This is a genomic window from Paenibacillus sp. NRS-1760 (genome assembly GCF_050467785.1).
Classification (GTDB): Bacteria; Bacillota; Bacilli; order Paenibacillales; family Paenibacillaceae; genus Pristimantibacillus.
In genome coordinates this window covers 1036744-1049521 of record NZ_JBITPK010000014.1, presented here as the reverse complement: position 1 = coordinate 1049521, position 12778 = coordinate 1036744, and the positions used below count along the sequence as shown (strand labels likewise).

8 protein-coding genes and 3 pseudogenes are annotated in these 12778 nt (G+C 42.9%); 4 read left to right on the top strand and 7 right to left on the bottom strand.

Going from position 1 to position 12778, the window contains the following annotated elements; all coding sequences use genetic code 11:
* Positions 1-275 precede the first annotated feature (275 nt).
* Positions 276-1217, top strand: coding sequence for a glutaminase A (glsA, locus tag ACIFSR_RS23905; protein WP_076271731.1), 942 nt, complete (start codon positions 276-278; stop codon positions 1215-1217).
* Between the two features lie 78 nt (positions 1218-1295).
* Here glsA and ACIFSR_RS23900 read toward each other — a convergent pair whose 3' ends face one another.
* From ACIFSR_RS23900 to ACIFSR_RS23880, 5 genes are all read right to left on the bottom strand, one after another.
* On the bottom strand, positions 1296-1856 hold the full coding sequence (locus ACIFSR_RS23900; protein ID WP_339204113.1) for a DUF1232 domain-containing protein: 561 nt from the start codon (positions 1854-1856) through the stop codon (positions 1296-1298).
* 98 nt (positions 1857-1954) lie between these two features.
* Positions 1955-3799, bottom strand: coding sequence for an ABC transporter ATP-binding protein (locus ACIFSR_RS23895; RefSeq protein WP_430060388.1), 1845 nt, complete (start codon positions 3797-3799; stop codon positions 1955-1957).
* Positions 3792-5522 carry an ABC transporter ATP-binding protein gene (locus ACIFSR_RS23890; RefSeq protein WP_339204117.1) on the bottom strand — a complete coding sequence of 577 codons (1731 nt, stop codon included), beginning with the start codon at positions 5520-5522 and terminating at the stop codon, positions 3792-3794. The genes ACIFSR_RS23895 and ACIFSR_RS23890 overlap by 8 nt, the downstream gene beginning before the upstream one ends.
* 141 nt (positions 5523-5663) lie before the next feature.
* Positions 5664-6584 (bottom strand): ArsR/SmtB family transcription factor, encoded by a 921-nt coding sequence (locus tag ACIFSR_RS23885; protein ID WP_339204118.1) that lies wholly within the window; start codon positions 6582-6584, stop codon positions 5664-5666.
* Positions 6585-6672: 88 nt separating this feature from the next.
* On the bottom strand, positions 6673-8181 hold the full coding sequence (locus ACIFSR_RS23880; protein ID WP_430060385.1) for an alpha-N-arabinofuranosidase: 1509 nt from the start codon (positions 8179-8181) through the stop codon (positions 6673-6675).
* A gap of 310 nt (positions 8182-8491) precedes the next feature.
* On the opposite strand from ACIFSR_RS23880, the gene ACIFSR_RS23875 reads away from it, so the two are divergent.
* From ACIFSR_RS23875 to ACIFSR_RS23865, 3 genes and pseudogenes are all read left to right on the top strand, one after another.
* A complete protein-coding gene (locus tag ACIFSR_RS23875) occupies positions 8492-9400 on the top strand; it encodes a sensor domain-containing diguanylate cyclase (RefSeq protein WP_339204120.1) in 909 nt (302 codons plus the stop codon).
* Between the two features lie 169 nt (positions 9401-9569).
* Positions 9570-9746, top strand: a pseudogene (locus ACIFSR_RS23870) (SpoVR family protein); the annotation flags it as partial.
* Between the two features lie 38 nt (positions 9747-9784).
* Positions 9785-11236, top strand: coding sequence for a SpoVR family protein (locus tag ACIFSR_RS23865; RefSeq protein ID WP_430060381.1), 1452 nt, complete (start codon positions 9785-9787; stop codon positions 11234-11236).
* Between the two features lie 234 nt (positions 11237-11470).
* Here ACIFSR_RS23865 and ACIFSR_RS23860 read toward each other — a convergent pair.
* Positions 11471-11866: pseudogene (locus tag ACIFSR_RS23860) on the bottom strand (BclA C-terminal domain-containing protein); the annotation flags it as partial.
* A gap of 181 nt (positions 11867-12047) precedes the next feature.
* Positions 12048-12179, bottom strand: a pseudogene (locus tag ACIFSR_RS23855) (DUF4183 domain-containing protein); the annotation flags it as partial.
* Between the last annotated feature and the right edge of the window lie 599 nt (positions 12180-12778).

The following is a 12778-nucleotide window of genomic DNA, read 5'->3' as shown; positions in this document are numbered from 1 at the left end:
ATCGTTTGTCTTGCTTGTTTTCCTTGTCGTCCGCGTGTTTCTCTCGGCCGGAATTAGAATATATCATGCCCCCCTCTAATTGGTCAAGCATTTATTTAAAAAAACTTTAAAAAGCATGTTTTCACTCGATTTTCGGTAAAATATAACCAATTACTTTCAAATAAACTTAACAAATTCCAACTTTATAAACACTTCCTAATTATAATAGAATAATAATATGATTATTCAGCCATTTATCCAGTTTTAGAGCTAGTTCACAAGAGGGAGCATTAAAAATGACATTATCAGAAATCGAACGTATTCAAGCTCTGCTTCCACAATGGGTTGAATCAAGCCGTGAACAATGCAGCAGCGGCAAAGTTGCCTCCTATATACCCGAGCTGTCGAAATCACCGATTGGGGCATTAGGAATTCACCTTATTGATTCAAACGGCCTTTCTATATCTGAAGGCGATACAGATCTCTCTTTTACGATGCAAAGTATATCTAAAGTATTCACACTTATTTTAGCGCTAATGGATAACGGAGAAGATGTCGTCTTTGACAAGGTTGGCATGGAGCCTACTGGAGACAACTTCAATTCTATGCTGAAGCTTGAGCTCGTACAGCCGGGCATTCCTTTTAATCCGCTAATAAACGCTGGAGCCATTGCGATCTCTTCTTTAATTGCTGGCAAAGATCCTGCTGAAAAATCTGCACGAGTGTTAGACTTCCTTCGCCTTCTTTCTAATAATAGCTCACTTGACTACGATATGGACGTCTATCGTTCTGAAGCGGATACAGCGAACCTTAATCGTTCAATGGCATATTTCCTTAAAGATAACGGTGTTCTGCAAGGATCAGTTGAGGATGTACTTGAAGTTTATTTCCGGCACTGCTCCATCAGCGTAACCTGTGCAGATTTGGCTCAAATGGCTTTAGTTCTGGCGCATAACGGCAAAAATCCTACAACCGGAGAACAGCTTATTCCTCGCCGCTTCGTTCAAATTGCCAAAACCTTTATGATAACTTGCGGCATGTACAATGCCTCTGGAGAGTTTGCGATTCATGTCGGGTTGCCAGCCAAGAGCGGCGTATCCGGCGGTATTTTAACGCTGGTGCCTGGCCGTTACGGTATCGGATTAGTTGGTCCATCGCTGAACCGAAAAGGAAATAGCATTGCTGGTGTTGCTCTTCTTGAGTCATTATCGAGAGAGTTTGAATGGAGCTTGTTCTAATATACTGCCTTACTTGAAAACAAAAAGGATGACCGCTTGCGATAAACTCGCTGGGTCATCCTTTTTTTACTGTTTGTATTACGACTGTGGATCAATTAGCTTCACATTTTTGTTCAATATGAAAAACTGCTCCGCCTTCTCACGATGATCTTCCGTTATTTGGCCACTAAGAGACCTGTAAGCGATGAACACAGCTGTTGCATCATCAACAAAACCTGCTACAGGTATAAAATCCGGAATAAGATCAAGCGGCAAAATCCAATAGGCTAAAGCTCCAATAGCTGTGACCTTAGCAGATAACGGCGTCTTCGGATCAGCCGAGCAATAATAAAGTGTGACCACTTCTTTAGCGAATGGCACCTTAGCTGCATGACGCTTCACTTTTGCCCAAAACCCTTCCTCTACATACTTCGTTTGCTTCTCATGGTCACCTAATTTGCTAATGTACTTTTCTATGTCAACTTCCTCAGGCGGATTGATTTGTTTATGATCCAAGGTCCTTTGAAGCCCTTCTTCTGCATCTTTAAGATCTGCATCATCAATCAGTATCGTACCGCAAGAGGAGCATTCCACAACCATTTGCCTGTTCGCGTCGACATCATTTTGGTTTCCACATTTGGGGCACAGGGTAATAGTCATACATCCCACCTCCTTGATATTACTAATAATACTCTCCATCCCCTAAAATAGTTGCAATAAGGTTTGCGTATATCAGTAATAGTGTGCCATGCAGACGTTTAATCTGATTCACTCAGCATGCCCTTATTAAGTTGCCCATTAACAAGCGAGCTGTAAAAGCCTTTTTGCATAAGGAGCTGTGAATGAGATCCTTTCTCCAAAATGGCACCGTCACGCAGCACTACAATCTGATCCGCTTGTTGAATGGTGTTCAGACGATGGGCAATGACAAAGCTCGTTCTCCCTTTCATAAGCCGCTGCAGCGCTTCCTGGATTTTTATTTCAGTGACTGTATCGATACTGCTTGTCGCTTCATCTAATACAAGGATTGAAGGATCTGCTAGAATCGCTCTGGCAATGGCAAGCAGCTGTTTCTGTCCTTGGCTAATTCCGCTGCCGTCTGATTTGAGTATGGTCCCATAGCCGTCCTTCAGACGAGAGATAAAGGAATGCGCATTTGCGAGTCTTGCAGCCTGCTGTACTTCTACATCCGTCGCATCCAGCTTGCCGTAACGGATATTTTCATAGATGGTTCCTTCGAACAGAAATGGGTCCTGCAGTACAAACGCCATATGCGAGCGCAAATTTTCACGTTTGAGCGTACGTGTATCGTGCCCATCAATCAAGATGCTGCCAGAGCTCGGATCATAGAATCGGCACAAAAGCTGGATGAGTGTTGTTTTACCCGCTCCGGTTGGACCTACTAGAGCGATCGTCTCCCCTGGCGTAGCTTCAAAGCTTACCTCGCTTATCGTAGCTGTCCTTCCTTCATAAGCAAATGTTACTTTATCAAAAATGACTTTTCCGCTTACTTCTGCCAGTTCGCGAGCTGCTCCCTCATCTTTTCGTTCCTCGTCTTCGCTTAGCACATCAAATACACGTTCAGCACCAGCGACAGCAGACAATAGCGTATTCCACTGGTTAGCAAGGTCATTAAGCGGTCTTGTGAACTGCCTTGAATATTCCACAAATATAATAATTGTACCGACCGTTATTTGATCATTTAAAACAAATATCGCACCTATTCCTGCAATGATCGTAAAACTTAAGTTGTTTAACGCGTTCATCAGCTTCGGAATGAAACCAGAAATCGTCTGCGCCCAGAAGCCAGAAACTCGAATACGCTCGTTGCGCTCCTTGAAGGCGGAGATGACTGTTTTTTCCTGAGAAAAGGCCTTTACTATGCGTTGTCCTGACAATGTTTCTTCTATATAACCATTTAAGTCGCCAAGATTGCGCTGCTGAGCTTTGAACAATCGGCCGGTTTGCTTTGTGATCCATTTCATCCCCAGCACCATAAGCGGCACAACGAGGAAGGTTAATAGAGTCAAAAGCGGACTAAGGGACAACATAACGCTTACGGTTCCAACAAGTAGAAGGATGCTTGAAAACACTTGGATCACAGAGCTATTTAAAGATGAGCTTACGTTTTCTATGTCATTCGTAACGCGGCTCATTAGTTCTCCATGCTGACGCTTGCTGAAAAAAGGGATCGGCAGCCTGTGCAAATGATCAAACAATTCAACCCGCATGCGATAGACCGTTTTTTGCGAAATGGTTATCATCCAAATACTTTGGAGCCACATCGTGATCGAGTGCAGCGCATAAACGAGAGCCATCAATAGTAGAAAAACAATAATTCCGCTATCTCTATTCATCAAAAAGCGATCGATTGCGGTTCCTGCCATATAGGGTCCCAGCAATGAGAACGCAGAGCTTAATATAACCATTACGATTACAGCTGCAAGTCTGCCCTTATAGACGATCAGGTAACTCCACATTTGCTTCAGCGTTTGACTCATATTTTGCGCGCGTGGTTTGCGTTTACCTTTGCCTGCTGCAGTGGATTCGACCGCTTCCCCAGATCTTTGGTACTGAAAAGGCTCCTTTAATTGTCTAAGCACGGGACACACCTTCCTTCCCGAACTGTGACTCGTATATTTTCTGATACAAACTGGATTCACGGATCAACTGCTCATGCTTGCCTTGTGCCAGCAATTGGCCTTCATCAAGCAGAAGAATTGAATCCGCAGCTACGGTTGAGCTTATTTTTTGCGTGATGAGGAATGTCGTACAGCTCATATTTTTAAGTGCTTGCAGAAGAGCAGCCTCAGTCTGTACATCGAGTGCACTTGTGCTGTCATCAAGCAGCAGCACAACTGGCTTTCTAACTAATGCCCTCGCAATCGTTAGACGCTGCTTCTGTCCACCTGAGAGATTTACTCCTTTTTGCCCCACTATCGTATCGTATTGTTCCGGCAGCTTCATAATGGTGTCATGGATTTGAGCTAGTTTGGCAGCCTCTATGATTTCTTCGATGCTGGCTTTCTCCTTGCCCCAGCGAATATTATCCGCCACCGTACCTGTAAACAGCATGATTTCTTGCGGAACATACCCAATCTGCTTGCGAAGCTGCTCAAGCTTCATTAAGCGATTGTCTTTGCCATCCACGCGAATCACGCCCGTCTGTACATCGTACAGTCTAGGAATCAGTTGAATGAGCGATGTTTTGCCAGAACCGGTCGCACCCATTATGGCAATCGTCTCACCCGGTAATACCGAGAAGGATATATCTCGCAATACATGCAGATCGGAATCCGGATATTCAAAAGACACGTTCTCAAAGGAAACGTAGCCATCGCGAAGCTTCACCGCTTCATCGCTGTCAACTGTATCTGTTAAATCGATATCCGTTAGCACAACCTCTTCAATTCTTTGAGCTGATGCGCGCGCTCTCGAGAAATTGACCACGATCATCGACATGATGGATAAAGCACCAATCGTCCTCATTGCATAGTTGACAATAGCAACAACTTCACCAACGGATGCTCCATTCCGATCGAGCTCGATTCTGCCAAACCACAGTACGGCTATAACAATTGCATTCATAAATAACAGCACGATAGGCATCGTAACTTCCGTTAAACGAAGAGCGGATACCGTACGATCCATCAGCTGCTCGCTGGAAAATGCAAAACGCTTCGATTCATGCTTCATCCGAACGAATACACGCACGATTCTCATGCCGATTAAATTTTGCTGCATCACGCTATTCACTTGATCCAACTGCTTCTGAACAGAACGAAAAAGCTTTTCTCCCTTTTTAAGCACCCAAAGCAGAAATACACCAAGAAACGGAATGACCGCAGCAAGCCATATGGCCAGCTTAGGCTGAACGATAAAGGCCATTACGATACTTCCGATTACGAGCAATGGGGCTCGAAGCATAATACGCAGTCCCATGAACACTGTATTTTGCAGCTGTGAAACGTCATTCGTTAATCTAGTAATAAGCGATGATTCCGGAAAACGATTAAAATTGGCAAATGAGAACGATTGCACTTTTTCATAAAGACGCTCTCTTAAATCAAATCCGAAACTCTGACTTACGTGTGAAGCATAGAAAGAGCTAAGTATCCCTACAATGAAAGCGATAACAGAGCAACCAATTAGAAAACCGCCCCATTGCAGCACAACCGATAAATTATTATTATCAATACCATCATCAATGATTTTTGAAATAATATACGGTTGAAGCAGCTCCACTACGAGCTCCACCAGCATAAGCAGCAGAGCAACGTAAGCAGCAAAACGATATTTTTTGAGAAAAGTGAACATAGTCAGCATCTTTGTTCCTCCGAGTAATAATGGCTTAGATTAGCTATCCTACTCATTATATCTTTTTGAACAGAAAATGGTATGCACGATTATAAACTCGGGGCATTCTGAGGGAGGGGACTTTCGCCTGCTTAAGGCAGTCAAGCTGCCTTAAACACTACGCGCATCTTCATAAAACACTCGGAACATAATATCGTGATTATAGTTGCCAAAGCCCTTGCCGTATAAGGTTAGCCCGCCTACGTTAACAGCATCTTCCTTCACGGCAATGCGGAATGTCCAGAAATTACGCTCCAGACCTATTTCACCGATACTAGTTGATGACATATGCTGTCCATCAATTAGCGTCCCGTCCTCTTGAATGCGTATCACTTTGAGCAGTCCGTATTGATTGACCCGCTCTCCCCACCAAGCTGGTGAGAAACGTCCTCTTACATCTCCATAATCACCAGGGCTCGTCCACATGCCGATATCCATTCCATTTAGAGAAAAATTAATGTCAGATGGCCAGTTATCGTTTACGCCTGGCGCTTCTGAGCCAAGCTCCAGTGTAATTTCAAGTGCTACAGGACGTTGTCCCGCTAGCAAATAATTCGGCACCTTGTATTCCACATAACCTTTGCCGAACCAAAGAATGCCTGCATTCATTCGCTCAGGCTCCAAGAAGAAACGCGGATCGTCAAATTGCCCAATCAGCTTCTCCGTTGTAGCAATGCCGCAAGTCGGAAAAACTTCAAATTCTGTAAAATGCCCAACTGGCACGCTAACGTCATGCACCTTCTTCACATCCAGCGCCTTAGGAGGCAGTTCAATCGTTATAGTACGTTCAGCAAGCGAGCAAATTTTATGTGTGCCTCCATGTTTACGAACCATCTTCGTCTCTACAATGCCAGCCTTCTCCAGCTTCCGAATATGCATCGTTACAATCGCGCTGCTTAGACCGATAGCTTCAGCAAGCTCCTTTACGTTCATCATATTTGTTGCAAGCAAATTAATAATGGAGAGCCTGACAGGACTAGCCAATGCCTCATATAAGGGCAGCCATGCTTCATCCGTATTCGCATTTATCATCACGATCTCCTCCTCTCTCTATACTATAATAATAGAAGGGCATCCCAAAAGCCGCAATCGCGGCTTCCGGATCCCCTTATTGATTTCATTATAGTTTAATACGAATAACGTTCCACGATGCTTTGCTAAGCGTCGCGGCAATTTTTCCACCGTCTTCAATCGCAGCATTACCTGCCGTGTGCGGCGTTACGCGATTAGGCGCGTCTGCTGTGTTCGTCATTTTCAAATCATCAGACTCAAGCACGATATGCTCAATGATTTGAAAAGCACCGAAGCTGCGCAAGTCGATTTCGAATGGAAGCGATTCTTCCGTGTTGCGATTAACCGCAAAAATCGTTACTTCCTCTTTCTCTTCATTATGAACGGCTACCGTTTCCAAGTATGGCACGTCTGTAAAATCCTTTGTATCATGCTTCGGCGATTTCACTAGCGGTACTAGCACTGTGCCACGGCCGAAAATGCTTGCGTGCATGTATGGATAATAAATCGTTTGCTTCCATGCAGGTCCGCCATTTTGCGTCATGATTGGTGCGATCACGTTAACTAGCTGTGCAATACAAGCCATCTTTACACGATCTGCTCGTTTAAGCATACTGATCAGCATACAGCCAACAACAAGTGCATCTTCATGATTATACACGTCCTCAAGCTGTGACGGAGCAATTTGCCATGGATCAAGCTTACGGTCTTGTACATTGGAATGGTACCACACATTCCACTCGTCAAAGGAAAGGTTTATTTGCTTCTTGCCACGTTTTTTTGCTTGCACATAATCACAGGTTGAAATGACTGTATTAATGTAGGAATCCATGCTCATAGACTGTGCAAGGAAGTTTTTCGTATCGTTATGAGGGTTCCCATAATATTGATGAATCGACACATAATCAATCGTATCATAAGCAAGATCAAGTACGGTAGCTTCCCATTCAGGGAACGTCGGCATTCCGATATGCGAGCTTCCACATGCGACTAGCTCAATCGTCGGATCAACCCATCGCATCGCTTTTCCCGCTTCGTTAGCAAGGCGACCATATTCTACAGAAGTTTTGTGTCCGATTTGCCAAGGTCCATCCATTTCATTGCCGAGACACCATGTCTTTACATTATGGGGATCTTTATAACCATGCTGGATTCGAAGATCGCTCCAATATGAACCTGATTTATGATTGGAGTATTCAATCAAGTTGCGTGCATCATCAATCCCGCGAGTACCAAGATTGACGGCCATCATAGCGTCTGTATTCACCTTTTTGCACCAGTCCATAAATTCATTAAAACCGATCCAGTTGGGCTCAACCGTTCGCCATGCAAGCTCAAGCCTCTTCGGACGCTGATCTACGGGTCCGACACCATCCTCCCAGTTGTAACCGGATACAAAATTACCGCCAGGATAACGGACGATCGGCACATCAAGTCCCTTTACAAGCTCAAGAACATCAGAACGAAAACCCTGCTCATCTGCTTGCGGATGATCCGCCTCATAAATGCCGCCATAAACCGCACGCCCAAGATGCTCTATGAATGATCCATATATACGTTTATCCACTTCCCCAACTTGAAAATCCTTATCCACTATCATTGTCGCTTTGTTTGTCATTATTATCCACCTCAATTAAATTAATAATAGTTATTTAGTCGTTAATAGTGATTTATACTACCATTTAACTACATGCTCGTAATTAATTCAAGTATTAATTTTAATGGTCTTGAATTTATATTAACATTAATTCAAAGGGACTTGGAACCGATTCTTTGTTCGATACGGGGGGAAGGTTTACAAAGTCACAAATTTATAGTTCAATTTGCCTAGTTATTATCAATTGTTTCTTGAGTTAGTACTCTTTTTAGACTACTATGGGACTATAAGGTAATTCCTTTGTTTCAACACTACGGCAGGAGTTGAGAGCATGAGCAGTACTATACGCTCACTAGAAGATGCAGCCGACCATATTATTGACACCTTGAAGCACTTTCTACAGGTTGACACTTTATTGATAGCTACAATTGATCATAATGGAAGCAGAATCATACGAGCGCTCAACCGACAAGAAAATGAAGGAACCAATAGCTTACCGTTACATTTGCTGCAAAGTTATTGCAATCTTGTTCTAGAGCAGGATTGTTCCATTCTTAATATCACCAATACACTCGTTGATCCGCGTACAGCCTCGTTACCTATTACCCAACAACTTGGAGCACAAGCTTTGGTCGGAATCGCAGTAAGAACAGCTGACCAGACAGCAGTTGGTACCCTATGCGCTATAAATAAAGAACCGATTCATCTAGATGAAAGGCAGCTCGGATTTCTCCAATCGATGGCCGCTTTTTTCGGATATATATTGGATTTAGAAAACGCAAGTGTTACGGACAGCTTGACCGGTCTTTACAATCGACGTTATTTATCTCATTTGGATCATGCTGGCTCGGACAAGCAGTTTAGTGTGATGTTCATCGACATCGATGATTTTAAAGAGGTTAATGATTCGTTTGGTCATGATTTTGGTGATTTGCTGCTGCTTCAAATTTCCAAGAGACTGAAACAAGACGTCAGAAAAACCGACATCCTCGTTAGATACGGTGGAGACGAATTCGTCATTTGCTTTCAGCATTTGGTGGACAACCAAGATATCGATTTTGTAGCCAGTAAAATAAAAAAATCGATTGACGAGCCATTCACAATCAATGGTCATATCATTCATATTTCCGCTAGCATAGGCATTAGTTCAACGCACGGCACGGCTAGCACGCTAAAAGAATTGATAAGCAACGCTGACCTAGCGATGTACGACAATAAGCAAAATGAAAAAAAACTTTGAGATCGTCTGATTCCACTTTGAGTATTTACTCGAAAAGGCAGACGTCCAAGGTTTTTTCTTTTTTTGATCGCCACCTACGCTGAGTCCATCCTGCACACTTCGTCATAACCTTGACCACCTGCTCATACACATGGTATGAATCGTATTTTCGCATGCGGAGGGATGACGGATGAGACAAGATGAAATTCGTGCACTGGAGCGATCCATTGATGAAATAACAGAAATAGCTACCGGCTTTGGATTAGACTTTTATCAAATGCGCTATGAGATTTGCCCGGCAGAAATTATTTATACCTTTGGCGCGTATGGCATGCCAACAAGGTTTAGCCACTGGAGCTTTGGAAAGACAAATTCCAATAAATATGAAAACTTGGAGGTATCCTGATGAGCCCCGATGAACTTCGAGCATTAGAGCGTTCAATTGATGAGATAACAGAAATTGCTAAAGGTTTCGGATTAGATTTCTATCAAATGCGCTACGAAATATGTCCTGCGGAGATCATTTATACATTCGGTGCTTATGGTATGCCTACAAGATTTAATCATTGGAGTTTTGGAAAAACTTTCCATAAAATGAAGTTACAATACGACTTCGGCTTGAGTAAGATTTACGAGCTCGTTATTAACTCCAACCCCTGCTACGCGTTTCTTCTTGAAGGAAATTCTTTAATTCAAAATAAACTCATCGTGGCCCATGTGCTCGCTCACTGTGATTTCTTTAAAAACAACGCTCGCTTTGGTGTAACCAATCGCAATATGGTCGAGAGCATGTCTGCTACAGCGGACCGTATTCATCAATATGAAATGGATCATGGCACAGAGGCGGTCGAGAAGTTTATCGATGCGATCCTTGCCATTCAAGAGCATGTCGACCCGACGCTCATTAAGCCTTATCAATTGGATAAGAAACGTTATATCGAAATGGTGCAAAAAGACAGCGAGCGCTCGGAATGGAATATCCCTTCCTCTTCTTATGATGACTTGTGGAATCTGGACCCGGATCGGACGGCTGCCGCCGCATCAGCTGCTCAATCGCAGGCCGCTGACGCAAAACGTTTTCCGCCACGGCCAGAAAAAGATCTCATCTGGTTCATTGAAGAATACTCCCCTACTCTTGAGGATTGGCAGCGCGATATTCTATCTATGCTTCGTGATGAGATGCTCTATTTCTGGCCGCAAATCGAGACCAAGATTATGAATGAAGGCTGGGCCTCCTACTGGCATCAGCGAATTATACGCGAGCTTGATCTAACTAGCGAGGAAACAATTGAGTTCGCTAAGCTAAACTCCTCTGTCGTTCAGCCATCCCGGCACACCTTGAATCCCTATTATTTGGGCTTAAAAATATTCGAGGATATCGAACGCCGATTCGATAACCCAACGAAAGAAGAACAAGTACGCTTCGGACGCGTCCCCGGCAAGGGCAGGGAAAAAATGTTCGAGGTACGCGAACTCGATTCAGATATTTCATTCATACGCAACTACCTGACGAAGGATCTGGTTAATGATCTTGATCTGTATATTTTCGAGAAAAAGGGCCCTGAATGGAAAATTACAGATAAGTCCTGGGAGAAGATTCGCGATCAGCTTGTTTACTCAAAAGTAAACGGTGGGTTTCCTAGTTTGATGGTTAAGGATGGGGATTTTAACCGAGTGGGTGAACTCTATCTCATCCATGAATATGAAGGTATGGAGCTGGATCTGAAGTATGTGGAGCGTACGCTGCCTCATGTCGTTCAGCTTTGGGGGAAAAATGTACATCTAGAGACATTCGTTGAAGATAAAAAGATCGTGTTTAGCTGTGATGGGAAGAAGACGAGTAGGAAATTTGTTTGATAATAAGGATATTGCTTATTAACTCTTCATTGAATGCTATCATGCATAATGCTAAAAAACCCGATCTCATTCGATCGGGTTTTCTATTTCCGGCCAGAGGGGGCGAGGGGTGCGCCTCCCATTAAATACGGAATATATTCATGATCAATTTCAACAACCAATAAGCTGTAGTTTCCCTTTAGCACAATGAACATTTAAATTAATCCAAAGGTTGTCATCTGAGAGATGTAAAAACTAACTCATTTTTTTTATAACAACTGAAGCGTTTACGTTTGTTTGTGTGCCACCAGCCAAAGTCTGAAGGGTAACCGCTGCTGCTGAACTATGATTTCGCAGAGTAAGAATATCCCCCATTTCTAGAGCGATTGTAGCTTGACCTTTATTTTGCTGAGTGCCGGCACCTGAACCGTAAACGGTTCCCGTAGCCAGGACGCCATTTACAAATAGTGCGAATTGGTTAGGTTCAACTCCTGACACGGAAAAAGTAACCTCATAGTTTCCCGAATTGATAACTGCAATCTGAGTAGTTCCGAGGGTATGTGTAATTCCAGGTCTAAGAATACCATTTGAATCGAATGTAACATCAGTCTCTACAAGAATAGTTTGAGCACTTACATTGTAAACATATCCAGAAACTATGGGAGGAAAAATTGGATATATGATTGCCATTTTATATTCACTCCCCTATATTTCTTTTAATTTTGGAGAATATGTACGAGTACGTACAGATATACAACAATAGTCATTTATTTTGACTATGCCGACAATCCAATACAAATAAGGATTGTCGGCATCACGTCAATTTAGTAAATTAGTTTACAACAAATTCGATTACAATTGGAGTCGCAGGGTCGAGCGTATCACCATTTGGAATGGTAATAGCAGTAGTTGTAGCGGTTGAAGTATCAGCTGTTTGAATCTGTGCATTGATATAAAGATTATATGGAGTATTGACTGGTCCCCTGGGTCCTTGTATGCCTTGTGGGCCTTGTGGGCCTTGTGGACCTTGTGGACCTTGTGGACCTTGTGGACCTTGCAGAGCAGTTACATTAATTACTGGCTTTAGACGGATTAATATTTTTCTTTTTGAAATAACCCTATTACGTTTATTTCTTTTCACAGGACAAGCAATAATCGTATTCTTTTTACAAATTTTACTTCGGCAGATATAAGAGCTCCTCAATTCTTGTTTAGCGGTTACACGAGTGCTCTTTTTTTTGACAATACATTTCTTTTTAAGTAGTGGTCTATTTCTTACTGGAGTCATTCGATTTTTTTATTGGTATTATCACACCACAAACTAAACACCTCCCTATTAACAACTTAAATTATGATTTTGCTCCATTGGAGGTATGGACTTTAGTCTAACCACTTGTATACGATAAACTATTTTTATTGAAAATGGGTTTAATATTTTATAGATTTTCACCAGTCTATTGGATACACTTCGGCAGCCAAACACTCATTTGGACGGGCGGGTCCACAAAAGTTTGCAAGTTTGCCACTATCGTGTTCTAAAGAACATTTTCACAAAGGCAGTTG